At 69.7% G+C, this 24,942-nt stretch carries 24 protein-coding genes; 10 read left to right on the top strand and 14 right to left on the bottom strand.

The window, feature by feature from the left end; all coding sequences use genetic code 11:
- Positions 1-133: 133 nt before the first annotated feature.
- From ACFVYE_RS18610 to ACFVYE_RS18590, 5 genes are all read right to left on the bottom strand, one after another.
- Complete coding sequence (locus ACFVYE_RS18610; protein WP_383972274.1) at positions 134-754, bottom strand: LAETG motif-containing sortase-dependent surface protein; 621 nt, start codon at positions 752-754, stop codon at positions 134-136.
- A 154-nt stretch (positions 755-908) separates the two neighbouring features.
- Complete coding sequence (locus ACFVYE_RS18605; RefSeq protein ID WP_383972277.1) at positions 909-1,397, bottom strand: GNAT family N-acetyltransferase; 489 nt, start codon at positions 1,395-1,397, stop codon at positions 909-911.
- A 41-nt stretch (positions 1,398-1,438) separates the two neighbouring features.
- Positions 1,439-2,530, bottom strand: coding sequence for a DUF6397 family protein (locus ACFVYE_RS18600; RefSeq protein ID WP_389606415.1), 1,092 nt, complete (start codon positions 2,528-2,530; stop codon positions 1,439-1,441).
- Positions 2,531-2,625: 95 nt separating this feature from the next.
- Complete coding sequence (locus tag ACFVYE_RS18595) at positions 2,626-3,039, bottom strand: roadblock/LC7 domain-containing protein (protein WP_383972283.1); 414 nt, start codon at positions 3,037-3,039, stop codon at positions 2,626-2,628.
- Positions 3,040-3,182: 143 nt separating this feature from the next.
- Positions 3,183-3,809 (bottom strand): ATP/GTP-binding protein, encoded by a 627-nt coding sequence (locus ACFVYE_RS18590; RefSeq protein ID WP_383972286.1) that lies wholly within the window; start codon positions 3,807-3,809, stop codon positions 3,183-3,185.
- Between the two features lie 348 nt (positions 3,810-4,157).
- Between ACFVYE_RS18590 and ACFVYE_RS18585 the strand changes: the two genes are divergently transcribed.
- From ACFVYE_RS18585 to ACFVYE_RS18575, 3 genes are read left to right on the top strand one after another with little or no spacing between them, the layout of a single operon-like run.
- Positions 4,158-4,523, top strand: a complete 366-nt coding sequence (locus ACFVYE_RS18585; RefSeq protein ID WP_114248576.1) for a metalloregulator ArsR/SmtB family transcription factor — start codon at positions 4,158-4,160, stop codon at positions 4,521-4,523.
- Positions 4,507-7,227, top strand: coding sequence for a magnesium-translocating P-type ATPase (mgtA, locus tag ACFVYE_RS18580; RefSeq protein WP_389606413.1), 2,721 nt, complete (start codon positions 4,507-4,509; stop codon positions 7,225-7,227). Before ACFVYE_RS18585 ends, mgtA begins: the two co-directional genes overlap by 17 nt.
- The gene (locus tag ACFVYE_RS18575) at positions 7,224-7,772 is read left to right on the top strand and encodes a GNAT family N-acetyltransferase (protein WP_389606411.1); all 549 of its coding nucleotides are present in this window, start codon (positions 7,224-7,226) and stop codon (positions 7,770-7,772) included. Before mgtA ends, ACFVYE_RS18575 begins: the two co-directional genes overlap by 4 nt.
- Before the next feature lie 28 nt (positions 7,773-7,800).
- Here ACFVYE_RS18575 and ACFVYE_RS18570 read toward each other — a convergent pair whose 3' ends face one another.
- Positions 7,801-9,291, bottom strand: a complete 1,491-nt coding sequence (locus ACFVYE_RS18570) for an LCP family protein (protein ID WP_389606409.1) — start codon at positions 9,289-9,291, stop codon at positions 7,801-7,803.
- 191 nt (positions 9,292-9,482) lie between these two features.
- Between ACFVYE_RS18570 and tatA the strand changes: the two genes are divergently transcribed.
- Both tatA and ACFVYE_RS18560 read left to right on the top strand, forming a co-directional pair.
- The gene (gene tatA / locus ACFVYE_RS18565) at positions 9,483-9,668 is read left to right on the top strand and encodes a Sec-independent protein translocase subunit TatA (RefSeq protein ID WP_189280858.1); all 186 of its coding nucleotides are present in this window, start codon (positions 9,483-9,485) and stop codon (positions 9,666-9,668) included.
- A 167-nt stretch (positions 9,669-9,835) separates the two neighbouring features.
- Positions 9,836-10,411, top strand: a complete 576-nt coding sequence (locus tag ACFVYE_RS18560; protein WP_389606407.1) for a TerD family protein — start codon at positions 9,836-9,838, stop codon at positions 10,409-10,411.
- A 112-nt stretch (positions 10,412-10,523) separates the two neighbouring features.
- Here ACFVYE_RS18560 and ACFVYE_RS18555 read toward each other — a convergent pair whose 3' ends face one another.
- From ACFVYE_RS18555 to ACFVYE_RS18540, 4 genes are all read right to left on the bottom strand, one after another.
- The gene (locus tag ACFVYE_RS18555) at positions 10,524-10,958 is read right to left on the bottom strand and encodes a DUF742 domain-containing protein (RefSeq protein WP_383972329.1); all 435 of its coding nucleotides are present in this window, start codon (positions 10,956-10,958) and stop codon (positions 10,524-10,526) included.
- A 22-nt stretch (positions 10,959-10,980) separates the two neighbouring features.
- Positions 10,981-11,418 (bottom strand): roadblock/LC7 domain-containing protein, encoded by a 438-nt coding sequence (locus ACFVYE_RS18550; RefSeq protein WP_383972301.1) that lies wholly within the window; start codon positions 11,416-11,418, stop codon positions 10,981-10,983.
- Complete coding sequence (locus ACFVYE_RS18545) at positions 11,415-13,973, bottom strand: nitrate- and nitrite sensing domain-containing protein (RefSeq protein ID WP_383972304.1); 2,559 nt, start codon at positions 13,971-13,973, stop codon at positions 11,415-11,417. Before ACFVYE_RS18545 ends, ACFVYE_RS18550 begins: the two co-directional genes overlap by 4 nt.
- Before the next feature lie 66 nt (positions 13,974-14,039).
- Positions 14,040-14,918, bottom strand: coding sequence for an MHYT domain-containing protein (locus ACFVYE_RS18540; protein WP_383972306.1), 879 nt, complete (start codon positions 14,916-14,918; stop codon positions 14,040-14,042).
- 171 nt (positions 14,919-15,089) lie between these two features.
- Here ACFVYE_RS18540 and ACFVYE_RS18535 point away from each other — a divergent pair, with 171 nt between their 5' ends.
- Complete coding sequence (locus ACFVYE_RS18535) at positions 15,090-15,689, top strand: class I SAM-dependent methyltransferase (RefSeq protein ID WP_383972308.1); 600 nt, start codon at positions 15,090-15,092, stop codon at positions 15,687-15,689.
- A gap of 25 nt (positions 15,690-15,714) precedes the next feature.
- Here ACFVYE_RS18535 and ACFVYE_RS18530 read toward each other — a convergent pair whose 3' ends face one another.
- Positions 15,715-16,617 carry an oxygenase MpaB family protein gene (locus ACFVYE_RS18530; protein WP_383972311.1) on the bottom strand — a complete coding sequence of 301 codons (903 nt, stop codon included), beginning with the start codon at positions 16,615-16,617 and terminating at the stop codon, positions 15,715-15,717.
- 109 nt (positions 16,618-16,726) lie between these two features.
- Between ACFVYE_RS18530 and ACFVYE_RS18525 the strand changes: the two genes are divergently transcribed.
- Together ACFVYE_RS18525 and ACFVYE_RS18520 are read left to right on the top strand one after the other, a co-directional pair.
- Positions 16,727-17,035, top strand: a complete 309-nt coding sequence (locus ACFVYE_RS18525; protein ID WP_383972313.1) for a hypothetical protein — start codon at positions 16,727-16,729, stop codon at positions 17,033-17,035.
- A gap of 123 nt (positions 17,036-17,158) precedes the next feature.
- Positions 17,159-18,226, top strand: a complete 1,068-nt coding sequence (locus ACFVYE_RS18520; RefSeq protein WP_383972316.1) for a hypothetical protein — start codon at positions 17,159-17,161, stop codon at positions 18,224-18,226.
- Between the two features lie 94 nt (positions 18,227-18,320).
- Here ACFVYE_RS18520 and ACFVYE_RS18515 read toward each other — a convergent pair whose 3' ends face one another.
- The 3 genes from ACFVYE_RS18515 to ACFVYE_RS18505 form a co-directional block, all read right to left on the bottom strand.
- The gene (locus ACFVYE_RS18515; RefSeq protein WP_383972332.1) at positions 18,321-18,851 is read right to left on the bottom strand and encodes an MOSC domain-containing protein; all 531 of its coding nucleotides are present in this window, start codon (positions 18,849-18,851) and stop codon (positions 18,321-18,323) included.
- Positions 18,852-18,891: 40 nt separating this feature from the next.
- Entirely contained in the window at positions 18,892-19,074 is a 183-nt protein-coding gene (locus tag ACFVYE_RS18510; RefSeq protein WP_383972319.1) for a hypothetical protein, read from the bottom strand.
- Between the two features lie 84 nt (positions 19,075-19,158).
- Positions 19,159-20,238: a fatty acid desaturase family protein gene (locus ACFVYE_RS18505; RefSeq protein WP_389606403.1), complete on the bottom strand. Its 1,080-nt coding sequence runs from the start codon at positions 20,236-20,238 to the stop codon at positions 19,159-19,161.
- A 292-nt stretch (positions 20,239-20,530) separates the two neighbouring features.
- Here ACFVYE_RS18505 and ACFVYE_RS18500 point away from each other — a divergent pair, with 292 nt between their 5' ends.
- Positions 20,531-23,425 carry a DEAD/DEAH box helicase gene (locus ACFVYE_RS18500; protein WP_389606401.1) on the top strand — a complete coding sequence of 965 codons (2,895 nt, stop codon included), beginning with the start codon at positions 20,531-20,533 and terminating at the stop codon, positions 23,423-23,425.
- On the top strand, positions 23,422-24,792 hold the full coding sequence (locus tag ACFVYE_RS18495; protein WP_389606399.1) for an SWF or SNF family helicase: 1,371 nt from the start codon (positions 23,422-23,424) through the stop codon (positions 24,790-24,792). Before ACFVYE_RS18500 ends, ACFVYE_RS18495 begins: the two co-directional genes overlap by 4 nt.
- Positions 24,793-24,942: the final 150 nt, after the last annotated feature.

Raw genomic sequence — 24,942 nt, 5'->3', positions numbered from 1 at the left:
GCCCCCCCCCGGCCTCCCCGTGGTCGCACTGGTCCACATACACGCGCTGGGGGGTGGGCCCCCCCCGCCGGGCCCCCCCCCCCCCTCGACCGGTGGTCCTGGCGCATTCCTGCACCAGGACCACCGGTCTACGTCACTGCTGTGCGGTACGTCGCTTGCGCACGGACCACATGATGCCGCCGCCGGCCAGCAGGACGGCCACAGCCGCTCCACCGATGATCGGAGTGGCGGACGAGGAACCCGTCTCGGCCAGGTCCGGCGAGCTGGGGCTCGGAGAGGCCGCGGCAGGGGCGGACTCCGAAGCTGCCTTGCTGGGCGTGGCGCTCTCGGCGGGCGCCTCCGAGGAGGGCGACTGCGACGGCGTGCCCTTGGACGGCGCGGGCGACGGGGTGGTGCCCTCGCACACCGGTGCCATCTTGGTCTCGTCGCGCGAGAAGTTGGCGCCGTCGCCGGCCTTGACGACGAGGTGAACCGTCAGTTCCTTGTCGTGCTTGGGCAGCTCAAGCTTCTTGTGGAGCTCCCTACCGAAGGTCTCGGTGGGCAGGAGGTCCTTGCCGTCGACGGTCACGGTCACCTGGTTGGTGACGTTGCCGTTGTAGGCAGTCAGGTCAAGGCTCACCTCGGTGCAGGTCACGGCCCAGGTGGGGGTGTGAGCTGCGGCCGGGCCGGCGGAGAGGACCGTGCCGGTCAGGCCGACCACCGCTGCGGCCGCGAGTGTCCCCGCAGCACGCAACGATCTCCTGGGTATGGTCATGAATTCTTCCTCCGCATAAGTTTCATCGCCCGAATGGCGGTGGGGCGCACAGTACTGCCCCTGACAACTACGCGCGCACCCGCCCCACGAAGCATGCGACGTCACAACTGACACCACATCACCACCGCTCGGGACATGACGGACAAGACGGCTGTCACAGAGGGCGGTACATGATGTGTAGTCCGACGAATCCCTGTTTCGGATGGTTGAACCCCTCGGGCAGGGTTCCCAGGATTTCGAAGCCGAGCGAGCGGTAGAGCCGCACAGCGTAGGTGTTCGTCTCCACCACGGCATTGAACTGCATGGCCCGGAACCCCGATGAGCGAGCCCATTCCAGCGTGTACACGCACAGGGCCCGGCCCACACCCTGTCCGGAACACTTGGGGTCGACCATGTAACTGGCGCTGGCGATGTGCGCGCCGTTGCCCATGTGGTTGTTGTTCATCTTTGCCGTGCCGAGGATGGTCCCGTCGTCGTCGACTGCGACGACCGTGCGGTTCGGTGACTCGAGGAGCCACCAGGAGCGGGCGTCGTCCTCACCGAGATCGAGCGGGTAGGTGAAGGTCTCGCCGGCGGCGACGATTTCGTGAAAGAACGGCCAGATGGCGGGCCAGTCCTCGGCAGTGGCTTCCCTGATCAGCATGTGGGCCAGGATGCCGGTACCGTTCTCCCTGCGCGAGTTGTTTACCGGCAAGGGCGCCGGGATGCGCGCCTGCGCAGACCGAGCCGGGCAAGCAGCCCAAGTGCGGCTTCCGGAGCCGCTGTCGGCGTAGGTGCAGGATCTGGCGCCGGATCGCGTACCGGATCGCAATCGCGTACAGGAACGAAGGTCGGTGCGGGCTCGGACGCCGGGACGGGACCGAATACCGGGTCGGGGCTGAAGACCTGGACGGGTTCGGAGACCGAGGCGGGTTCGGGCTCAGGTTCCTGCCCCCTCTCGAGCCCGAGCCCGTTCCCGGGGCTGTTCCCGGCGCCGGGAACGGAGCGCCGCTCGTCGCCCGGACGCGGAGCCGGCCGGGCCTCCCGGGCGTTGTCCAGCTCCATGATCAGGCCGACCCGCCGCCACAGCATCTCGTCCGGTTCGTTGGCCTGCATCAGGCGCCGCATGGCCTCCCTCGCAGAAGGCGACCCCGTTGGCCCGAAGGCCGGTTCAGGCCAGATCTTGGCGAGGTAGGCGCGCTCGTACGGATCGTCGACCACCTCTGCCAACTGCACCGGGTCAAGTGTGCCCGCGAGCACGGCCGCGCGGGCCCAGGGATCCTCCGTGAGGCTCATCAGTCGTTCGATGCGACGCGAGCGCCAGTTGTGCGCACGTAGGTCTGCGCCTCCCTCCAACCGGCTGCGCACCCATGCCGGGCTCTTCCCCACCAGGAGCTGAGACTCCCTGGCGGCGAACTCCGCAAGCTCCTGTGCGAGATAGAGCCAGACCACCGCCCGGTACCGGTTGAGGTAGAACGTGATCGGAGCGAGGCATCCCGCACGGGCCAGCCTGGTGAAGCGGTCCGGACTGATCCCGAGCAGTTGGGCGCCTTCCGCCGTCCCTACGGCGTGCACCCTGTCCCGCAGCGCCTCCGGGAACCCGTCCTGCAACCGCAGCCGGTCGACCTCCTCCCTGCGGACCCTCGGCCTTCCGCCACCCTGCTGCACCAGCACGCGGACCAGACCCACATGTACGGCAATGGCGAACTCGCCGCGCTTCAGCTGAAGTTCCCGGGCTGCTGTGCCCACAGCCATCGTGCGTCCGGTCTCCGTACACACAGCTTCGGTAACAGTCATGACGCACTCCCCCGTGAGATTCAATTACTCTCTGTGAGCACCGTAACCCGGGAGGGCATCGCTCGCCCGGCCTGTGGATAACTCCCACGGCCGGGTCAGATCCGCTTGTTTCCTTCGCTTCCCGCCTGCCGCGCGGCAACACCGAGATGCTCTCCGACTCTGTTCACGAGCAGCGTCATCTCGTACGCGACCTGACCGACGTCGGCCTCGGCCGCGCTCAGCACGCACAGACAGCTGCCGTCCCCTGCAGCCGTCACAAAGAGCAGTGCCTCGTCGAATTCCACCATGGTCTGCCGGGCCTTCCCTGCCCGGAAGTGGCGTCCCGATCCGCGGGCGAGGCTGTGCAGCCCGGACGAGACCGCTGCGAGATGCTCCGCGTCCTCACGCGCCAGGCCCGTGCTCGCTCCGGTCACCAGTCCGTCGTTCGACAGCACCAACGCGTGCCGTATGTGCTCGACCCTGCTCGTGAGATCGTCAAGGAGCCAGTCCAGTTCCTTGTCCAGCGCCATTTCCCCGCTCCTCCCCGCTCATACGTTCCCCGTGCCCCACGTTTCGCGTAAGCCTCGCGCACTGGTCACGTACGGGCAAGCATTCCTCGGTCATGTGGCTGGGTCCTGGCCCCTTGGCGCACAACAGATGTGCGCCGGGAGGGTCAGCTCACCGAGTCGAGAAGCCGGGCGGTGTGCATCCGGCCGGCGTACTCGACCATGCGGATCAGGACTTCCTTGCCGGAGTCCCGATCGCGCGCGTCACACAGCACGACGGGCGTGCCGAGGTCGAGATCGAGGGCACGGGACACGTCGCGTTCGCCATAGGCGCGGGCGCCCGCGAAGCAGTTGACCGCTACGACGAAGGGGATGCCGCGGTGCTCGAAGTAGTCGACGGCCGGGAAACAGTCCTCCAGGCGCCGGGTGTCGGCGAGGACGACAGCCCCGAGTGCCCCTTGGGAGAGCTCGTCCCACAGGAACCAGAAACGGTCCTGTCCCGGTGTTCCGAACAGATAGAGCGAGAGACCGGACCGGATGGTGATGCGTCCGAAATCCATGGCTACGGTCGTCGTGGTCTTCTGGTCGACCCCGTCGGTGTCGTCGACCGACTGTCCGGCCTCGCTCAGGAGTTCCTCCGTCCGCAGCGGCCGGATCTCGCTGACCGCGCCGACCAGCGTCGTCTTCCCCACCCCGAAGCCTCCGGCGACCAATATCTTCAGTGCGAGGGCGTCGGTCTCCGCGGCCTCCCCGGCCGTCTCCCCATGAGTGTTGTCAGCGTGCTCGGAAGGCATCGATCACTTCTCTCACCAGTGAGTCCCAAGACGCTGAATACGCAGGTCAGAGCTGTCTTGAAGGGCTCGGATTCCGTGGACCGTCAGCATGAGTACGGCGACAGCATGGCAAACGAGAACCTGCCCCGTGGGACAGGATCGCTTTTTTAGCGATGTGACCGTTCCCGCTCACTGACTGCCCGGATGAGTCCACAATCCGATGCGTCTGGCGGAGTGCGCCTGCCGTTCCCGGTCGTGAGCGCACAGGCCGCTCACAAACGCATGGGCCCGCGGACGGCAGCAGTCCGGCGCCTACACTGATTGTGTTTCGGGTGCGACGAATGGCCCACGCGGACAGGGAGAGCAAGAGTGTCGACAGCTGCCGACGGCGGTTTCGAGGATCCGCCCGCGGAGGTACTGGTGGAGGCGGCTGCCGCCTTCGGCCTGCTGGCGACGCCTGCGCGCCTGCACATCGTGTGGGCCCTCTCCCAGGGTGAGAGCGATGTGACCGGCCTCGCGGACCGGGTGGGCGGCACCCTTCCTTCGGTGAGCCAGCATCTGACGAAGCTGAAACTGGCCGGTCTCGTACGGTCACGCCGCGAAGGGCGCCGGCAGGTGTATCTGGTCGACGACCCCGACGTGGTGACAGTCGTCCGGCTGATGGTCGGCCAGCTCGCCGAGCGCGCCGGACACGCGCCCGCGCACCCCGTACGCCTCCGTGAACTCGGTGCCTGAGAGCAATGCCGCCGCAGGTCCCGGCAGCACCGATCGCGACCAGTCGTCCCCCGTGATCGCGCCGATGGCGGGCGCGAAGGCCGGCCGGAGCGCCGCCCCTCGCGTCGCGCCGCCCGCGTCGCCGGTTGCCGCACCGACCTCCTTGCAGGTTCTCCGCTCGCTGGACAGCGGGCCGCGCGGGCTGGTGGAGGGACAGGCGGAGGAACGGCTGGCACGGTTCGGTGAGAACACCCTGCCGGCCTGGCGTCCGGTCTCCTGGCCCCGCCGTTTCGTACACAGCCTGCGGGATCCGTTCACCTCGGTGCTCCTGTGTCTGGGTCTGGTCTCGGCAGCGGTGGCCTCGTGGGGCACGGCTGCCGTGACGCTGGCGCTCGTGGTCGTCAGCTGTCTGTTGCGCTCCGCGGAGGAGCATCGGGCCGACCGCTCGACGGCCGCGCTGCGGGAGCTGGTGGCGACCACCGCGACCGTGCTGCGCCGCACCGGCCCGGACGCCGCGCCACAGGCGCGCGAGATGCCGGTCGGGGAGCTGGTACCGGGCGATGTGATCAGGCTCGGTCCGGGAGATCTCGTGCCTGCCGATGTGCGGCTCCTGCGCGCGAGCGGCCTGACCGTGCATCAGTCGGCCCTCACGGGCGAGTCGGTGCCGGTCGCCAAACAGCCCGTCGATGCTCCGGACCGACACCGCACCGACGACACCGGGTCCGGTGGCGAGGCAGGACTGTTCGCGCGGCCCGAGCTGTGTTTCCAGGGCAGCAGCGTGGCGTCGGGCAGTGGTACGGCGGTGGTGACGGCTACGGGTGCGGACACCCGGTTCGCCGCCGCGTACGACGGTTCGGTGCGCCACCGGGGCACGAGCGCCTTCGACCGTTCGGTGCAGGGGATTTCCTGGACGCTGATCCGGTTCATGCTGCTCACCCCGCCCCTGGTGCTGATGGCCAACGCGGCGCTGCGCGGCCGCGGTCTGGAGACGCTGCCGTTCGCCGTCGCGGTGGCCGTCGGGCTGACTCCGGAGATGCTGCCGGTGATCGTCACGACGGTGCTGGCCAGGGGCGCCTCGCTGCTCGCCTGGGACCACGGAGTGATCGTCAAACGGCTGCCCGCTCTGCACGATCTCGGTGCGATCGACGTGCTGTGTCTGGACAAGACCGGAACCCTCACCCAGGACCGGCCGGTCGTCGAACGGTCGCTGAACGGGGCGGGCCGGCCCGATCCCGAGGTGCTGCACTGGGCCGCGGTGAACTCGCTTTGGACGCTGCAGCTCGCTGAACTGCCCGCCCCCGACGCACTCGACGAGGCGGTTCTGGACGCCACCGAGGAGCAGGAGGGGGTGCTGTCCGCGTACGACGGGGTGACCGCGTTGCCGTTCGATCCGGTACGGCGCCTCGCCACCGCGGTCGTCCGCAGCCCCGGCAGGCTCGGCATCCACACCCTCGTCACGAAGGGGGCAGTGGAGGCAGTACTCGACCGCTGTGCCCTGGACGATGCCGAACGGGACCGGCTGTGGGCCCTGGCCATGCGCGAGGCCGCAGGCGGTCTGCGGCTGCTCGCGGTGGCCCGGAGCGAGCGGCCCGCCCGGCTCGGTACGTACACGACGGCCGACGAACGGGGGCTGGCCTTCCTCGGGTTCGTCGCTCTGCGGGACGCGCTCACGCCGAGCGCCGCACAAGCGCTGGATGTGCTTGAACACCGGGGCGTTGCCGTGAAGGTGCTCACCGGCGACGGTCCGGGGACCGCCGCCCGCGCCTGCCGGGATCTGGGCCTCGATCCGGGTGAGGTCGTTTCCGCGGAACGGATCGACGCGCTGTCGGACGGGGAGCTCGCAAAGGCCGCGGACCGGGCCACCGTCTTCGCCCGCTGCACGCCCGAGCACAAGGCCCGGATCGTCTTCGCGCTGCGTGCCGCCGGGCACACCACCGGCTTCCTCGGAGACGGCGTCAATGATCTGCCCGCGATGCACGCGGCCGATGTCGGCATCTGCCCGAGGAACGCGGTCGACGTGGCGCGGGAGACCGCCGATGTGGTGCTCGCCGCGAAGGACCTTGCGGCCATCGATCATGCGATCACGGCCGGCCGGCACTGCAGCGGGAACATCGCCACGTATCTGCGCATCACTCTCTCGTCGAACCTCGGCAATGTCATCGCGATGCTTGCCGCGGGGCTGATGCTGCCGTTCCTGCCGATGCTTCCGGCCCAGGTCCTGGTGCAGAACCTGTGCTTCGACGTGGCGCAGCTCGCCTTCGCTTTCGACCGGCCCGCACCTGCGGTGCTGCGGCGGCCCACGGTGCTGCGTCCGCGCGATTTCCTCCGGTTCATCACGGGCTTCGGTCTGCTGAACGCCACTGCGGACCTGGCGACGTTCGCAGTGCTGGCCTACGCATTGCACGGTTCGGCGACATCGGGCGGGCAGGAGGCGTTCCACTCCGGCTGGTTCACCGAGAACCTGCTCACCCAGGCTCTGGTGATGCTGCTGCTCCGTACGGGCCGTCGCACTGCCGAGGGCCACAGCGGCGGCCCGCTGCGAGCGGCAGCGTCCGGTCTTGCGGTGGTCGGCCTGCTGCTGCCGCTCACTCCGCTCGGTCCGCTGCTGGGCATGAGGGCGCTGCCACCGCTCTATTTCCTTTTGCTCGCAACGGTGCTGGCCCTGTACACGTGCGGACTGTGGGCGGCCCGTACCCGCTACGAACGGAAGTGGAGATTCTCATGACCCTCTCGCGCATCGATCGCCCGGAGTCCGGCATGCGTACGGGCGTCGGTGGCGGGCAGGCGGTGCGTGCTCGCCGCGCCACGCTCGACGATGTGCCCGCGTTGGTACGGCTGCGGGGACTGATGCTGGCCGATATGGGGATGGAGACGGGCGGTGCCGATGCCCCGTGGCGGGCGGCCTCCGCGCAGTGGTTCACCGAGCGGCTGCGCCGGCCCGGCACGTTCGCCGCCTTCCTGGTCGACGACCCCGAGCTCGGCACCGTCTCCAGCGCCGTCGGGACATGCGACGCGCATGCCCCCAGCCCGGCGAATCCGAGCGGACTGCATGGGCATGTCTCCAATGTCAGCACCGATCCCCGCCGGCGCCGCCGTGGGCATGCCCGTGTCTGCCTCGATGCTCTCCTCGCCTGGTTCCGTGAGGAGGCCCATGTCACGGTGATCAATCTGAACGCCACGGGGGACGGCGCCGCTCTGTACGAGTCGTACGGCTTCGCGGCTCCCCGTCACCCGGCACTGCAGCTCCGGACGGTCCCGGCACCGCTCTGAGCGTCGCCTTCCCACCGTCGCGGGAGAGTCAGCCGTACGAGAGGTTCGCGCACGGGTCGTCGTCGGCCGACCGCGCCCCGGCGGCGACGGTGGGCGGCACAGCGGAGGTTGCCGGGGTCTCGGGTGCGAACGATGGGTTCCGGGCGTAGGAACTGCCGAGGATCACCTGGATTCCGACGGTGTCGGACGCGGTCGTCCGGGCTCCGGCGAAGAGCCGTGCAGTGGTCTCTGCCTCGTTCCGCAGGCCCGGTCCGTACTCGATGACGGTCGTGGCGTAGTCCTGGCTGCTCGCATTGGCCGTAGTGGTGACGGTGAAGCCTCGGGCGCGCAGAAGTTCGGTGGCCTGCGCCGCGAGTCCCCTGACCGTGGTGCCGTTGTAGACGGCGATGCTGATGCCCGTGCCGGAGACCGGGGCGGCGGCCGCGGGCGACGCCGGGCCGCTCGCGGCCCCTCTGTCCTCGGCCGACCGCTTGCCGCTGGCGTCCTGGCCGTCGACCGTACGGTCGGCCTTCAGCGCTGCCCAGAGCGCGTCGGCGTCCGGTTCGACTATCGCGACGCGCGAGCCCTCGTATCGCCAGGGGACAGTGACGAACTTGGTGTTGTGCAGGTCGATGTTCTTCATCGACATGGCGAACGACAGAAGCCGGTCGGCCGACCCGAGCCCGGGGTCGACGGTCATCGCGTCGGTGGCCGCGTCGGCGAGGGGCAGCAATGTGGTGGGGTTCAGCCCCCGGGACTTGACCTTCTTGATGAGGGAGGCCACAAATGCCTGCTGGCGCTTGATCCGCCCTATGTCCGAGCCGTCACCGATGCCGTGCCGGAGCCGGACGTAGTCGAGTGCCCGCTGTCCGGAGACTGTCTGCGGACCCTTCACGAAGATCCGGGCGCCCCGTGCGGGCCGCTTCGGGCTGAGGTCTCGCTGGTAGATGTCCTGGGGCAGACACACCGGAACGCCCCCGACGGCCGAGGTCAGTGCGGAGAATCCGGCAAAATCGATGACGACGGTGTGGTCGACGCGCAGGCCGGTGAGCTGCTCGACCGTGTTCTGGGTACAGGCCGGGTTTCCCTCGGCCGTCTCCCCCACCGAGAACGCACCGTTGAACATCACGTCGTGCTGCGGCGCGGTCCACTCGCCGCCCGGCATCTTGCAGGCCGGGATGTCGACCAGGGAGTCACGGGGAATGGACACGGCGACCGCGTGTTTGCGGTCGGCGTACACATGGAGAAGGAACGCGGTGTCCGAGCGCCCCACCGTACCCTTGCCGCCGCCCAGCTTGCTGTTGTCGCCCGCGCGCGAGTCCGATCCGATGACCAGGACGTTCTGTCCGTTCGACGAGCCGGGCGGCCGGTCGCCCGAGATCCCGTCCGCGCTGAAGGTGTCGATGCTGCCGTTCAGTTTGAGGTAAACCCACCCGATGCCCCCGACAAGCAGCACGAGGAACGACAGCCCGAACACGGCTGTTCGCCGCAGCCGGCTGCCCCTTCGCCCGCCCGCTGCTGAATTGTGACTTCCTGTCATCGGCCACCCCGTCCGTCCGGCTTCCATGGTGAAGGATGCGCTCCGCCGCCCCACGGTTGTACAGTTGCGCAATGTAGCAAGTATCGCTTTTCGAGTGGATCACCGGACCTGCCACAGCCAGCCTGAAGCACTGTCCGCGAACCCCGAGCGGAAACACCGGCCAAGACACCTAAAGGAAGGGCGGGACATTCATGTTGCGCAACGGCCTCGAACCCTGGCACCTGTTGATCGTGGCGATTGTGGCCATCGCACTGTTCGGCTCGAAGAAGTTGCCGGACACGGCTCGCGCCCTGGGCAAATCCATGCGGATCCTGAAGAGTGAGGCGAAGGCCATGAAGGAGACCGATGTGAGTCCCGGTACCGACCCACGCACATGAGGCATCGGCACACCAACGTACGGCGCCCCTCCCTGTCAGTCACTTCAGGGATTGCGCAAGCGAGGGAACCACGGGCGAGGCACCGTCGTTGGCCCGTATGACGGCCGAAGAAGCGCTGATCACCACATCACCGAATCGCTGGACCACTGGATCAATGGAGGAAGTTCATGGGTGTGACCCTGGCCAAGGGCGGCAACGTCTCCTTGTCGAAGGAGGCGCCCGGCCTGACCGCAGTGACGGTCGGCCTGGGCTGGGACGTTCGGACGACGACGGGGGCGGATCACGACCTGGACGCGAGCGCGCTGCTGTGCTCGGATGCCGGCAAGGTCCTCTCCGACCTGCACTTCGTCTTCTACAACAACCTGACGAGCCCGGACGGTTCGGTCCAGCACACCGGCGACAATCTGACCGGTGAGGGCGAGGGCGACGACGAGTCCATCAATGTGGACCTGGCGGCTGTCCCGGCGGATGTCGCGAAGATAGTCTTTCCGGTCTCCATTCATGACGCGCATAGCCGTGGTCAGAGCTTCGGCCAGGTCCGCAACGCGTTCATCCGCGTGGTGAACCGGGCGAACGGCATCGAACTGGCCCGTTACGACCTCAGCGAGGACGCCTCGACCGAGACCGCCATGGTCTTCGGCGAGCTGTACCGGCACGGCGCGGAGTGGAAGTTCCGTGCGGTCGGCCAGGGTTATGCCTCGGGCCTGGCCGGCATCGCATCCGACTACGGGGTCAACGTCTGACCCCGAGGCACCGTACGGTCGACGAGCACGGCCTCTCTCCCCTCCCTCCACCGGGGCGAGGAGAGAGGCCCGCCTGCTCCGCATACGGCCCGACCGCGTCACCGAAGTGCCCTTACAGAGCCCGCAGACCGTTGATCACCTCACGAAGAATGTGTTCGTCCGGCAGTTGTGCGGGCGGTACGGGGCGGCTGACGCGTACGTAGCCGGCTTCGAGCAGATCGCCGAGGAGTACGCGTACGACTCCGACCGGAAGGTCGGCGTCCGCGGAGAGCTCCGCGACGGACTGGGTCTCCGACCGGCAGAGGGTGAGCAGGGCTCGGTGCTCGGGGCCGAGCAGGGATTCCCCGGAGCCGTCCGGTGCGTTGTCGTCGAAGGTGACGAGTGCGATCAGATCGAACTGCACGCCGGTGGGGCCCGGTTCGGTCCGGCCGCCCGTCACGGCGTACGGGCGGACCAGCGGGCCGGCTTCGGCGTCGTACCACTGGCTGCCCGGACGTGTGTGCGGGCCCGGGGTGCGCGGGATGCCTCCCGGACCCTCGTCGGTCATGGACACGGCCGTCTCCGCCCTCTCAGCCGACAGCCGACGGGGGTGCGGCGAACCGCGGCGGGGTACGCAGATGCTCACCCACCCGTTTGACGAGCCGGGCCATCTCGTAGGCGACCAGTCCGATGTCGGCGAAGGCCGTGCTGAGTACGGCGAGGCAGGATCCCTCGCCCGCTGCCGCGACGAACAAGAAACCCTCATCCATCTCGACCATGGTCTGGCGTACGTTCCCGGCCCGGAAATGGCGCCCCGCGCCCTTGGCCAGGCTGTGGAATCCGGAGGCCACGGCGGCCAGATGCTCGGCGTCCTCGCGGCTCAGGGCGCTGGAGGCGCCCACCGCGAGGCCGTCGCCGGAGAGCACGACGGCGTGGCGGACCTCGCCGACCCGTGTCACCAGATCGTCCAGCAGCCAGTCGAGTTCGCCCGAGGTGTGGCCCACCCCGGTCCTCTCGTTCGCGATCATGCATGGTCTCCTTCGCTGCGTGGACGGGGGTAGGTGGTGCCCGGGCGGGGCGAGGATGTGCCGGAGGCGGTGCCGCCGCCGCGCACCCAGCCGTTGCGGTAGGCGGTCATGCGGTCCCGGGCCTGCTCGGGGGTGCGCTCCGGGGGGCGGTCCTTGTCGTTCGGGTCGCAGTGTGGCGGTTCGTCGGGGCGAGGCTCCTCGCGCAGTTGCGGAACGAGGCTGGCCTGCCGCACACGGCGCGGCAGGGTGCCGTCGTCGGGCTGCTCTTCCGAGCGGGCCTCGGCCTTGTGCTTGTCCGTTGCGCCCGGACGCCCGCGCAGCGAGGTGACCGCGGCAGCGGGCTGCGTGCGGGACTCGAGCGCGGGTACCGGCGCCGGGAAGGCGGTGGTCCGCGGTCGTACCGCACGGGGGCCGGGTCCGGGTCCGAAGGGCGGAAGGTCCGGGTCGTCCTGGCGCTCGACCGAGGTGCTCCCCGGCGCGGCCGGCGCCTCGGCCGCCGGAAGTGCGGTCTGCAGCAGAGCCGTTGGCAGCAGAACCACCGCGGTCGTCCCGCCGTACGCGGAGGTGCGCAGCTGAACCCTGATGTGGTGGCGTACGGAAAGCCGGCTGACGACGAAGAGGCCGAGCCGGTCGCTGTCGAAGAGATCGAGTGCTTCCGCCTGTTCGATGCGCCGGTTCGCCTCGCCGAGGAGTTCGTTGCCCATGCCCAGGCCGCGGTCCTCGATCTCCAGGGCGTAGCCGTTGCCCACGGGCTCGCCGCTGATGCGCACTTTGGTGTGGGGCGGTGAGAACTGCGCGGCGTTCTCGATGAGTTCGGCCAGCAGGTGGGTGAGGTCGGCGACGGCTGTGCCCTTCACCGCGGCATCGGGCAGTTGCCGCGCCTCCACGCGGGCGTAGTCCTCGATCTCGGAGACGGCGGCGCGTACGACGTCGGTCAGCTGTACGGGCATCCGCCAGGCCCGTCCCGGCGCCGCGCCGGACAGGATGATCAGACTCTCGGCGTGCCGTCGCATTCGGGTGGTGAGGTGGTCGAGCCGGAAGAGATCGCTCAGCTCGTCGGGGTCGTCGGCGCGGCGTTCCATGCTGTCGAGGAGGTTGAGCTGCCGGTGGACCAGCACCTGGCTGCGCCGGGCGAGGTTGACGAAGACTCCGGAGATGCCGTCGGCGAGTTCGGCCCGTTCGACGGCCGCGCTGAGGGCCGCCCGGTGCACTGTGCCGAGTGCCTCGCCGACCTGGCCGATCTCGTCGTGGGTGGCTGGGCCCTGCGGGGCCTCGGCCCCGATGTCGAGTTCCTCGCCCGCACGTAGCCGTTGCATGGCACGGGGCAGTTCACGGCGGGCGATCTCCAGGGCGCTGTTGCGGAGACTGACGAGTTCGACGACGAGTCCGCGACCGATACGCACGGAGATCACCAGTGAGGCGGCGACGGCGACGCAGCCGAAAAGTACTGCGGCTCCGGACGGACTGAACAGTCCTCGGGCGAGCGGATTCGCCCGGTCGGCGGCGCGTTGGCCGGCGGTGGTGTCAATGGTGCGCAGCTCGCTCCGTGCACGGTCCGCTGCTCGTTCCCAGTCGGCGGAGGGCACTGCCTGCGCGGCATCGCGACCGGCGGGCGCGGCAAGTACCTTGTCCTCGGCGGCCTGGATCTGGCGGTAGGCGTCCCCGGCGGTGAACCTCTGCCAGGCGGCCCGCTCGGTGGCGGGCAGATCTGCACCCGCGGTCTCCGTGAAGCTCCTTCGGGATTCCACCGCTCCGGTGAACAGGCGCAGTTGACCGCCCTTGAGCGTTCCGGTGCGAGCGGCCGAGGCCAGCAGAGCGTCCTCGCGGGCCAGCATCTCGTCGGCGCGGGAGAGTTCGAGCAGGACGCGGGCGTCGGAGCCGAGTGCGTCGTCCTGGATTCCGGTGAGGGCGCCGCAGACGCCGAAGGCCGCGGAGACGGCCGCGGTGTACTGGTCGTACACGGTTTTCTCGTCGCCCGCATGGCTCCTGTCGGCGCGCAGTCGTTGGGTGAGGCCCAGGAAGCGGTCGAGCCGGTCGGCGACGGTGGGCGGGAGGTTGCCGGTGTCGGCGATGGTGTGGCCGCTGTCGAGACGCAGGGCGGCGAGCGCGGTGTCGGTGCGCTCGGTCCGGCGCTCCAGTTCGGCTGCCTGGGCGCTGCTGGGGGCCACGGACTGGAGCATGGCCGCCCGGCGCTCGCTCTGGAGTGCCGCGACAGCGGTGGATATGGGAGCCCGGACCTCGTCGTCGACCTGCTGCAACTGGCGCAGCCGCGCCACGTCCTGGGCGGTGGTGACCGTGGCGAAACCCCACAGGGCGAGCAGCGAGACGACCGGCACCATCAGCAGCGAGATGATCTTCGCGCGTACGGTCCTGGGGCGCAGCGTCCACCGTCCGCGCAGCGCGGATGTGTCGTGTGTCAGCGGCGGCCTCGGGTCGTGCTCGGCGCGCTCGTCGGCCGGCGGGCCCGCGTGCGCACGGCGTCCGCGCGTCGGTGGGGCGGTGGGCCGGGCGGTCGCCGTCGCGCCGGTTTCCGGGGTCGTGCGGGGTGGGCGCATGGCCTCCTCGTTCCGGGTGTGGAGCCTGGGTGTGTCGCAGGTGCAGGTCGGCCGGGTGCAGGGGCGTCAGGACGTGGTGGCGGGCGATACGTCGTGGTCGCTCACGTCGCCACGTCGTGACCGGTAGACGGGCCCGCGCTCGGTGAATCCGTGTTGTGCGGCTGCGGACGAGTCCGTTTCTGCGGGTCCTGCGGTGCGTTCGGCGAAGACGTAGGCGGCGCGTTCCCTGGCCGTCGGGGAGAGCGCCACGAAAGCCGAGGTAAGGAAGAGGTACGAGCCCAGGCCGACGGCCAGGGGAAAGATGAACTGCATGGTCGTGGCCCCGGGAAGTTCCTTTCCGGAGGGCGCGACGTGCACGGAGACCGCCAGCATTCCGGTGTAGTGCATGCTGCTGACCGCCGCCCCCATGACGAGGGAGGCCAGCGCGACGGCTCGGGGTGACTTGATGTTGAGGGCCGCCCACAGCGCCGCCGTGGCGGCCAGCACAGCGATGGCAATGGAGAGTGCGACCCTCAGCGGGTCGTAGTGGATCGTGCCGTGCAGACGGAGTGCCGCCATACCGAGGTAGTGCATGCTGGCGACGCCGAGTCCGGTGGCGAACCCGCCGAGCAGCAGCGCCCTGGTCCGGTCGCGGCTGTAGCCGACGGCAAAGACGCCGCCGCCGACCACCGCCATGGCGCCGAGCAGGCTGAGCAGGGTGAGCGGCACGCTGTAGCGGATATCGGTACCGGTCACGCCGAAGCCGAGCATCGCGATGAAGTGCATCGTCCAGATGCCCGAGCCGATGGCGGATGCGGCCGTGATCAGCCAGTTGCGGCGCGAACGGCCGGTTGTGTCGAGTGCCCGCACGGTGCAGCTCAGTCCGAGTGCCGCGCCGATGCATGCCATCGCGTACGACAGCGCAGGTGTCAGCCAGCCGAAGGTGGCGTGGTCCAGGTGTCCCATGGATCGGGGACGCTAGTCGCGTTGGGGGCGCGCGCCCTGGGCGCATTTCGAAAGCTGCTGAAATATGACAGAGAGATGTTCCCGAACGATCACGCAGTGCTCGAACATGCACCCCATTTCCCGATGTTTCGCTCTGTTTCGCTCCGGTGGCAACTAAGCGATCATGTCTGTATGGCCGATGACCACACACACGTCCAGGACTTCTTCACGGCCCGCGCCGCGGACTGGGACAGCCGGTTTCCCGACGACGGGCCCGCCTACGCCGCCGCCGTCGACTCCCTCGCACTGGGCCCCGGTGACGCGGTACTGGACGCCGGCTGCGGTACGGGACGGGCGCTGCCCGCCCTGCGTGCGGCCGTGGGACCGCGGGGCAGGGTCCTGGGCGTTGACCTCACGGCGGCGATGCTGGAGTCGGCGGTACGGGCGGGACGCGACCGGAGCGGAGCGCTGCTCCTCGCCGATGTCGCCCGCCTGCCCCTGAGGCCGCAGTCGCTCGACGCGGTGTTCGCGGCTGGGCTGATCTCCCATCTCTCGCATCCCGGACCGGACCTGGCTGAGTTGGCGCGGGTGGTGCGGCCGGGCGGGCAACTGGCCCTCTTCCACCCCATCGGTCGGGCCGCCCTGGCCGCGCGCCACGGCCGCCGGATCACGGACGCCGACCTGCGTGCCGAGCACAACCTCCGCCCGCTGCTGGCGCGTTCGGGCTGGCGGCTCGAGTCGTACACGGATGAGGACGACCGGTTCCTCGCCCTTGCCGTAAGGACGCTCTGACCTGCGAGCGCTCCCCCGCTCCTGCTCACTCGGCCGGAGCGCCGGGGCGTCGCCCGTGCGGGACCGGACAGCCGCGGATGCCCGGGGTGGGGAACGTACCGAGCCTGTCAACCTCGTAGCCGTCCGGGTAGCCCTTGATCTCCGGGTTCTGCCGGGCGAAGTGCGGGGTGGTACGGGGCGGCAGCAGTCGCACGGCCCGTGCCCTCAGGCGCAGAGCGCCACGGGTGAGGTTTCGGGCCGCGGAACCCGGGCGTTCGTAGCGGAATGCCCGCAGCAGCGAATCATCGAGCAGCGCGAGGACGGCCTTCCACGCGACGGGAGCGAAGGGGCGCGGATACCAGGAGCCCATCAGGTCCAGCGTGGCGTCGGAGACGCGGCGTCCCCCTTCGTCCCAGCCGAAGTGCTCGGCCTCGTAGGCGTCGAGGGTGCGCTCGAAGTCCTCGTACGTCTCCGGCAGGTCCTTGATGCCCATATGGGAACCCAGGGTCCGGTAATAGGCGGCGCACGCCCGGAGTTCGTGGTCGGACAGCCGGCGCCAGCCGTAGCTGTCCAGCCACCGCTTCGGGATGACGACGAAGGTGCACAGCACATAGCGCATCTCGTCGTTGCTGATGTCGTAGCTGCGGTGCATCTGATTGAGCCGGCGGATGGCCGTGCGCCCCGGGTCGCTCTCGAAGCCGTGCTCCACGACCGTGTCGAGGAGCAGCGCGGTGTCGTCGTAACGCTTCTGCGGGCGGTCCGTCAGTTCGGCCGTCTCTGCCAGGAGTCGGCCGATGCTGGGGACTGCATAGGTGCGATACAGGGCCAGTTCGAGAGCGCGGGTGATGTCCCAGGGAAACTCGTAGGTTGCCGTGATCCGGTAGATCCGGAGGAAGTCCCGTTCCGGATCGAGACGCTGAATCTCCTTCAGCCGGTCGTACCGCTTCACCGCGCTACCCCCTTTCCTCGGTCGGAGGTCCAACTCTACGTCGACGGGGAAGACCGTCAGTGTGTACGAGCAAGTCATGCGCTCGCAGTTCCTCGGAAGGGCGGTCTCCGTGATCGACATAATCGGCAGCCTGCGGAGAGCAGTCTCCTCCGACCGGAAGGGCGCGCGGTCAGCAGCACCTCCCGGTGAAGACCGGCACAAGCAGCACAATCTGTTCGAGGCAGCAGCCACCTATGTCTCGGCATCCGTGGAGGACGATCAGGCGCGGATCGACGAGGCGAGCAGTTGGGTGTCGCCCGAGGCGCTCTCCTTCGGTGTCAGCGAGCTGGCCTGCCGGGCCGTCATCGCACTGGCCCGCGAGCGCGACGAGTCGCCGCAGACAGTGGCCCGTACGCTGCTCGGCCTGCCCGCCGGCTGAGGCCCGCCGTCCACCGCACCGCGGGGGCCCCACGTCTTCCCCCCTTGTCCGGCACCACATCTTCCCTTGTCAGGGCCTCGACGATCGGGTTACCGACTCGTTAAGGTGCGCCGACGGACAACCATGACGGACGAGGAGGGTGCCGTGGCCGGGACGAGCGACACAGTCGCCGACGACGACGCGCTGTATGTGCTCACCGCGGTGCTGGTGACACCTGCGCAGTTCCCGAGCGTGCTCGGTGACGACTACCCCGCCGCGTGTGCGGCGCTCGCCCTCGAACCGTACGACGAGGGATACGGGCTGGTCCTCGGCCAGGACAGCAGTGGTGCGCGCTGGACCGTCGTTGTCGAGGACGTGTCGCTCGTCGCTGTCGCGATCGCGGCCTGGGACTGCGGAATGGAGTACGACCTCTCGCCCGACGACCGCTCGGTGGTCTGCGCGCTGCCCGGCTGGCCCCTCGCGGTGGGGGTCGCCGCTCCGGGAGTGGCCGCCCCGCACGATCCGCTGCCGGACCCGGAGGCCGAGGGCACCGATCCGGCGCCGCTGGCCCCGCCCGACACGGAGTCGTGGGGCCCGGCCCAGCGGCGCATGGGTGCGGACGAGATAGCGCACCAGTGGGCGGCCTGGCGCGAGCAGACCGACGACGAGACGGCCTTCATCGCTCCGGGCGGGGCGGACGGTGTCGGGGGCGAGGACGGCGCCGGCGCCGGGACGGACGGTGCCGATGCCGGGCGTAAGGGCAAGGACCAGGACGACGAGTTCAACGCTGCAGCCGAGGTTGAGCCCAAAGCTGAGGTGGACGTCGAGGCCGACTCTGCGGCTGGAGGTGCGGGCGAGGCAGAAGCCGAGGTCGAGAACGAGGCCGGGAGCGACGGGTCCGACGCCACCGCCGAGAGCCCCGCGAAGGACACGCCTTCCGGACTGCACCCCGGTGTGCGGCGGGCGCTCGCGGAAGCGCGTTCCTATGTGGACACCCCACCGCCGCCCGGCCGCGTCCGGTCCTCCTTCGCCACGGGCGACGCGCGAATGCTGCGCGCCGACGGCCCCGGCTGGTCACTGGTCGCCAGGACCGATGACATCGCCTTCATCCTGCTGGACGAGGAACCGGGCGAGGTGCTGCCGGTCGGGCGCGGAACGCAACTGCCCGGCCTGTTGAAGGCACTGGACGCGCTCGCAGTACGGCCGATCTGAGCGCGGCTGCCGGTACTCGGCAGCAGACCGACACTCGACCGGACCACCGACCACCCGGCCGAAGGCGCGGTCCACGTCTCGGACGTGTTCCGGACTACACGCGCTCCAACGCCCGATGCGGCCCGACGGGCAGCTCGACCTCGATCGGGTCGCCCGGCCGGACGACTCCGCCGACCGTGACGATGCCCATGATCCCCGCCTTGCGCACGATCCGGCCCGCCTCGTCCCGGCCGACGACCCGCTTGAGGAGCCCGTCCTGGAAGTTGTCGATCTGCAGGCATGGGTTGCGCAGGCCGGTGACCTCGACAACCGCCTCGTCGCCGAGGTGCAGCAGAGTGCCCACGGGCAGGGCGAGGAGATCGACACCGCTGGTGGTGACGTTCTCCCCGAGATCGCCCGGGGCGACCTCGAACCCGGCTGCCCGCAATTCGCCGAACAGTTCCTCGTGGATGAGGTGAACCTGGCGCAGATTCGGTTGGGTGGGATCCTGTGCGACGCGGGACCGGTGCTTGACCGTGGCTCCCGCGTGCACATCTCCCTCCACGCCGAGCCCGGCCAGCAGGGTGACACTCTTGCGGTTCGGCTTGGTGAAGGAATACTCCTCGTTACTGCTCACCACGGTCACTGTCCCGCTCACTGCGGAGCCCCCCTGTTTCAGCATGTGGTCAGCGGCCTATTTCCTTGCGGGTGATCCTGCGGAGCCTGCGTCGCTGACCGGGATCCAGCAGCAGATAAGCGACCGCCGGAACTCCGATCAGGACCAGCAGCGACAGCCAGAATCCGATGAACGGCATCAGGATGACTGCCGCAACGACTCCCCCGATGGCGATCTTTGCGCTGTTCGACATCGTCCACGCCTCCTTCGCGGCCCGAGGCCGCTCCTGCTGTGAGAACGCCTGTGCCCGTCCATCGGTTCCAGCCGGCCGAAGTCCTCACCTGAGGGGTTCGCCGACCTCGTGCATGTGCTGGAGTGCCTGCCGGTAGGACTCGATCAGCCCGGTCTCCGTGTACGGCATGCCGAGCGCCTCGCAGTGGGCGCGCACCATGGGCTGTGCCAGGCGCAGATGCGGTCGGGGCATGCTCGGGAAGAGGTGGTGCTCGATCTGGTAGTTGAGCCCGCCGAGGAACCAGTCGGTGAGGGCACTGCCGCGTACGTTGCGCGAGGTGAGTACCTGACGCTGGAGGTGGCCCCAACGGTCGCCGTCGGGATCGGGCATCTCCATGCCCTTGTGGTTCGGTGCGAAGGCCATGCCCAGGTGGAGTCCGAACAGCGCATGGTGCAACAGCGCGAAGACTACGGCCTTCCCCGGGGACATGACGGTGAGCAGCAGTGTTGCGTAGAGACCGAGGTGAGCGACCAGGAGGAGTGCGGAGAGGGTGCGTTCCCGGGCGGGCTGCTGCCGCAGGTACTGGAAGCCGGAGATCTTGAGCGCGATGCCTTCGAGGAGCAGCATCGGGAAGAACAGCCGGGCCTGGTTTCGGGTGAGCCAGCGGGCGAAGCCTTCGCGCTGGGCGGCCTGCTTCTGGGTCCAGACCAGGGCGCCGACGCCGACGTCCGGGTCCTTGTCGATGTGATTGGGGTTGGCGTGGTGGCGTACGTGCTTGTCGTTCCACCACGCCTCGTTCATGCCGAGCAGCAGGTTGGCGTGCACCAGGCCGATGGCCCGGCTCGCCCTGCGGTCGCCGGTTATCTGGGCGTGTCCGGCGTCGTGTCCGACGAACGCGGTGCGGGACCAGAAGATCGCCAGCGGCAATGCGAGCAGCAGGGTCCACCAGGTGTTGCCGAGGAGGAACATGCCGGTGAGCACGGCACCCAGTGCGACCAGGTTGGTGGCGATGCCCATCGCGTACCAGCCGGTGCGCCGCTCCAGGAGTCCCTGTCCCTTGACCGCGCGCAGGAGGGGCGCGAAGTCGCTTCCCTGGCTCTGGGCGATTCCGGCACCGCCGACACTTACAGCAGTTCCAGCACCGTCACGGGTGCCCTCCACGACGGTGGCTACGGCCTGGGGCATTTGGTCTCCGGTCTCTGGAAAGCTGCGTTGACCTGTAGAAACGTACGGTGACGAGAGGTGCGGCAGCCATGGCGCCACCACCCGGGATTTCCGGGGGTAAGCCCCCTCCCCCCAGGGGGGTGCTGGCTACACCCCTGGGCGTGACGCTCGGTCGCGCCCGGTAGCCGACGGGGGCGGCCGAGCCATCCGAAAGTGGGCTGGATCACGGCGATTCCGCTCACGGGGGTGTGCATCGGTGGAGTACCCTCGGCGACCCGAGCCCACTAGTCAAATTTGAGGAATTCGCATCGCTGTGCACAGGCTCCCTGCGGCAACGCTCTTTGAGATCTCCGCACTCTCCAGCTGCTCCGTGGTCTTCCTGCCCGCGGATCCCTCCCGTACCGGCCGTATCGCCTTCTGGCGTCCGGACGGCAGCAGTCCGCCCGATGGTCCCGGTTCCGTCGAGGAGCTGACCGTCGTCGGCGCCGACGCTCGAACGTACGCCGTGCCGGCGCTGCTGCTTCCGGTCCGGGACGCGCTGCCCGTACTGACACGGGCGCGGGCCTCGGCGCATGCCTCCGGCGCCGCCGCGTTCTGGGGTGCCGCTGCGCTCCTCGCTCTGCAACTCGCCGCCCGTGGCTTGCTGTTGCCAGGGCTGAGTCCGACGGACCACGATGCCTGGCGGGCCGGGCCGCTGACCGCCGACGATCAGTCGCGGATCCGTACACTCGCGGCCTCGATGCCGCCCCTGGCCCACGCGGTACCGCTCGACGGAACCGCGCAGCCCGTGCTGCTGCCCGATCCCGAGCTGCTGCTGCGCGCGTTCCTCGACGCGGTGGCGGACGGACTGCCGCGCACCCCCGCCGCGGCCTTCGCCACCGGCGGCCCGGCGTTCGCCGTCGACGCGCCTCAGCATCTGCCCGGTCAACGGGCCTGGGCCACCGATGTCGCGGCCGGGCACGATGCGGGCGTCCGGCTCTCGCTGCGGGTGGAGGTGTCCGGACTGACAGCCCCGGGCGAGGACGACGAACCGGCCGCCGGGCCGTCCTTCCGTGCTGTTCTGCAGATCCACAGCGTCAGCGATCCGGCGCTGGTGGCCGATGCCGCCGAGGTCTGGGCGGGGTCCGCGCCGACCGCTGCCGCCTTCGGCCCCCGAGCCCGGATGGATGCCCTTCTGGCCCTGCGCCGGGCCGCCCGTGCCTGGCCACCGCTGACTCCGCTGTTGTCGGCCGCGGTGCCCGGCTCCATCGAACCGGCCGACGAAGAGCTGGGCGAACTCCTCGGCCCCGCAGGACGGGCACTCGCCGCGGCCGGGGTCCAGGTCCACTGGCCCAAGGAACTGGCCCGCAAGCTCACCGCACGTGCGGTGATCGGCCCGCCCGACGACGAGGACAGTCAGGAACACCAGGGGTTCGTCCGCACCGGCTCGGACACTCCGCCCCTCCTGTCGGCCGATGCGCTGCTGACGTTCAACTGGTGGTTCGCGCTGGGCGACCAGAAGCTCAGCCGCGCCGAGCTGGACCGCCTGGCCGAGGCCAACAGGCCGGTGGTGCGGCTGCGCGACCAGTGGGTGCTGATCGACCCCGAGGAGGCACAGCGCGCCCGCGAGACTCAGGACCGCAAGGTCACTCCGATCGATGCGCTCGGAGCCGTACTGACCGGTTCCACCGAGGTCGACGGCCGTCGGGTCGGCGTCCGGGCCACCGGCTGGCTGGAGCAGCTGCGCCGCCGGTTGGCCGACCCGGCGTCCGGCGGGCAGCAGGGTGGGCAGCAGGCGGTCGGTCAGCCCCCGGCGCTCACCGCCACACTGCGCGACTACCAGCTGCGTGGGCTGAACTGGCTGCACACCATGACTTCGCTCGGCCTCGGTGGATGTCTCGCCGACGACATGGGGCTCGGCAAGACCATCACACTCATCGCTCTGCATCTGCACCGTCAGACCATCGAATCGGCCGCGGGGCCGACGCTCGTGGTCTGCCCGACCTCGCTCATGGGGAACTGGCAGCGGGAGATCGAGAAGTTCGCGCCCGGTACGCCGGTACGCCGCTTCCACGGCGGATCGCGCAGCCTGGCCGACCTGGTGGACGGCGAGTTCGTCCTCACCACGTACGGCACGATGCGGCTGGACACGGCGAAGCTCGCGGAGATCCGGTGGGGCATGGTGGTCGCCGACGAGGCGCAGCACGTCAAGAACCCGTACTCGGCAACGGCCAAGCAGCTGCGGACAATCGGCGCACAGGCACGCGTAGCGCTGACCGGTACCCCCGTGGAGAACAACCTGTCCGAGCTGTGGGCGATCCTCGACTGGACGACGCCCGGCCTGCTGGGCCGGCTCGGCACCTTCCGTACCCGCTATGCGCGCACCGCGGAGGGCGGCGACCCGGCGGCGGCCGAGCGGCTCGCCGCGCTGGTGCGGCCGTTCCTGCTGCGACGTCGCAAATCGGATCCGGGCATCGCCCCCGAACTGCCGCCGAAGACCGAGACCGACCGCACGGTGTCCCTGACGGCGGAACAGACGGGGCTGTACGAAGCGGTGGTGCGGGAGACACTGGCCGCGATCTCCGGCGCCGACGGCTTCGCCCGGCGGGGCCTGGTCGTGAAGCTGCTGACGGCCCTGAAGCAGATCTGCAACCATCCGGCGCAGTACCTCAAGGAGAAGGAGCCCCGGATCGAGGACCGTTCGGGAAAGGTGGAGCTGCTGGACGAGTTGCTCGACACGATCCTGACGGAGGACGCGAGTGTGCTCGTGTTCACCCAGTACGTGCAGATGGCCCGGCTGCTCGAACAGCACCTGGCGGCGCGCGGGGTGCGCACGCAGTTCCTGCACGGTGGTACACCGGTCGCGGAGCGGGAGGCGATGGTGAACCGCTTTCAGGCGGGCGAGGCCCCGGTCTTCCTGCTGTCGCTGAAGGCGGCCGGCACCGGACTCAATCTCACCAGGGCGGGCCATGTCGTGCACTTCGACCGGTGGTGGAACCCGGCGGTGGAGGCGCAGGCCACCGACCGCGCGTACCGGATCGGGCAGACCCAGCCGGTACAGGTGCACCGGCTGATCGCCGAGGGCACCATCGAGGACCGGATCGCCGACATGCTGGCCCGCAAGCAGGGGCTGGCGGACGCGGTGCTCGGCTCGGGCGAGGCGGCGCTGACCGAACTGACGGATGCGGAACTGGCCGATCTGGTGGAGCTGCGAGGGGGCACGCGATGACCGACGAATACGACAGCGGTATATACGACCGTGAAGAATACGAAGGCGACGGGAGCGATGCCCAGCCGCCGGTACAGGAACGTACCTTCGCCGCGCTGCCACCCGCGCGCGGACGCGGCTTCGCGGAGTCCTGGTGGGGCGGGGCATGGCTGAAGGCCCTGGAGGACACCGCTTTGGACGGCGAACAGCTCAAGAGGGGGCGGAGGTTCGCCCGCGAGGGCCGGGTCGGTGCGGTTTCCGTAAGGCCCGGCCGGATCACCGCGGTCGTCCGGGGCCGGGACTCGTCCGCGTACCGCAGTGATGTGCTCCTCCAGGAGCTGAGCGAGGCGGAGTGGGAGCGGTTCCTGGACATGGCCGTCGACAGAGCGGGGCACATTGCGGCACTTCTCGACCGCGAGATGCCGCCGCACCTGGTGGAGGATGCTGCGGCGGCAGGTGTGGAACTGCTGCCGGGGATCGGCGATCTGGACCCGGAGTGCACCTGCGAGGCGTGGGACCACTGCCCGCACACCACCGCCCTGTGCTACCAGGTGGCGCGGCTGCTGGACCAGGATCCGTTCGTCCTGCTGCTCATGCGGGGGCGCGGCGAGCGGCGGCTCCTGGACGAACTCCAGGAGCGCATCGCGGCCCGCGCTCAGGGGCACGGGCCGTTCGGCCCTGCCGCCCTCTCCGACGGGTCCGGTGCCGCCGGCACCGAGGCGAAGGACCGCGGCGTACGGGCGGACGAGGCGTTCGCCGCGCGGGACATCCTGCCTCCGCTGCCCGCTCCCCCGCCGCTGCCCGCGGAGCCCGGCTCTGCGCCGTCGCTGGACACGCAGACCCAACCGGAACCCGGCATCGATCCGGCGGTACTGGAGTTGCTGGCGACGGACAGTGCGGCACGTGCCCACCGGATGCTGGCGGACGCTCTCTCCCCCGGCCATGAACAGCAACCGCTGCCGACCGGTTTGACGCCGCAGCAGGATGCCGTGCGGCTGGTCGCGAACACCCGGCCCGAGCCCTGGATCGCGACACGGCTGGCAGCCGCATCGGGGCGGCCGCGAGCCGAACTCGATGCGGCGGTGCGTGCCTGGCGGTACGGCGGGGCGGCTGCGCTCACCGTGCTGGATGAGGAATGGACGCCGGATCCGGAGTCTCTGGCCAGGGCCCGGGCCCGGCTCGCCGAAGCGTGGGAGGAGGGCGAGCAGCCCCGGCTGCGATCGGCCGGCAATCGCTGGACAGCTGTCGAAGACGGTGTACAGCTGCGGTACGGGCAGGACGGGCGCTGGTGGCCGTACCGCAAGGAGAGCGGGCGCTGGATTCCGGCAGGTCCGGCGGATGACGATCCGGCGGCGGCGCTGGGAGGCTCGAGCGTGTCGGACGGCTGAGGTCGCTGAGGTCATCATCGGGGCCGCTCAGCGGCGAACGGGCGGGGCCGGGCACGACGTCCGGCCCCGCCCGTCGTCACATTCCGCCCTTGCGTCCAACTCGATGTGACCGTGCATTGAGGGAGACGGCGGCGTGTGCGACACGACCCA

Origin of the sequence: Streptomyces sp. NPDC058239 (assembly GCF_042882185.1) — a bacterium.
GTDB lineage: Bacteria > Actinomycetota > Actinomycetes > Streptomycetales > Streptomycetaceae > Streptomyces.
Note: the sequence above shows the minus strand (reverse complement) of the source record. Positions and strands in the feature narration are given on the sequence as shown.

Coding starts and splice junctions, on each gene's coding strand:
- ACFVYE_RS18610 (WP_383972274.1), bottom strand. CDS start 754: ATGACCATACCCAGGAGATCGTTGCGTGCTGCGGGGACACTCGCGGCC.
- ACFVYE_RS18505 (WP_389606403.1), bottom strand. CDS start 20,238: ATGCCCCAGGCCGTAGCCACCGTCGTGGAGGGCACCCGTGACGGTGCT.
- ACFVYE_RS18560 (WP_389606407.1), top strand. CDS start 9,836: ATGGGTGTGACCCTGGCCAAGGGCGGCAACGTCTCCTTGTCGAAGGAG.
- tatA (WP_189280858.1), top strand. CDS start 9,483: ATGTTGCGCAACGGCCTCGAACCCTGGCACCTGTTGATCGTGGCGATT.
- ACFVYE_RS18590 (WP_383972286.1), bottom strand. CDS start 3,809: ATGCCTTCCGAGCACGCTGACAACACTCATGGGGAGACGGCCGGGGAG.
- ACFVYE_RS18600 (WP_389606415.1), bottom strand. CDS start 2,530: ATGACTGTTACCGAAGCTGTGTGTACGGAGACCGGACGCACGATGGCT.
- ACFVYE_RS18540 (WP_383972306.1), bottom strand. CDS start 14,918: ATGGGACACCTGGACCACGCCACCTTCGGCTGGCTGACACCTGCGCTG.
- ACFVYE_RS18510 (WP_383972319.1), bottom strand. CDS start 19,074: ATGTCGAACAGCGCAAAGATCGCCATCGGGGGAGTCGTTGCGGCAGTC.
- ACFVYE_RS18605 (WP_383972277.1), bottom strand. CDS start 1,397: ATGCTGATCAGGGAAGCCACTGCCGAGGACTGGCCCGCCATCTGGCCG.
- ACFVYE_RS18520 (WP_383972316.1), top strand. CDS start 17,159: ATGACGGACGAGGAGGGTGCCGTGGCCGGGACGAGCGACACAGTCGCC.
- ACFVYE_RS18555 (WP_383972329.1), bottom strand. CDS start 10,958: ATGACCGACGAGGGTCCGGGAGGCATCCCGCGCACCCCGGGCCCGCAC.
- ACFVYE_RS18575 (WP_389606411.1), top strand. CDS start 7,224: ATGACCCTCTCGCGCATCGATCGCCCGGAGTCCGGCATGCGTACGGGC.
- ACFVYE_RS18545 (WP_383972304.1), bottom strand. CDS start 13,973: ATGCGCCCACCCCGCACGACCCCGGAAACCGGCGCGACGGCGACCGCC.
- ACFVYE_RS18550 (WP_383972301.1), bottom strand. CDS start 11,418: ATGATCGCGAACGAGAGGACCGGGGTGGGCCACACCTCGGGCGAACTC.
- ACFVYE_RS18535 (WP_383972308.1), top strand. CDS start 15,090: ATGGCCGATGACCACACACACGTCCAGGACTTCTTCACGGCCCGCGCC.
- ACFVYE_RS18495 (WP_389606399.1), top strand. CDS start 23,422: ATGACCGACGAATACGACAGCGGTATATACGACCGTGAAGAATACGAA.
- ACFVYE_RS18570 (WP_389606409.1), bottom strand. CDS start 9,291: ATGACAGGAAGTCACAATTCAGCAGCGGGCGGGCGAAGGGGCAGCCGG.
- ACFVYE_RS18595 (WP_383972283.1), bottom strand. CDS start 3,039: ATGGCGCTGGACAAGGAACTGGACTGGCTCCTTGACGATCTCACGAGC.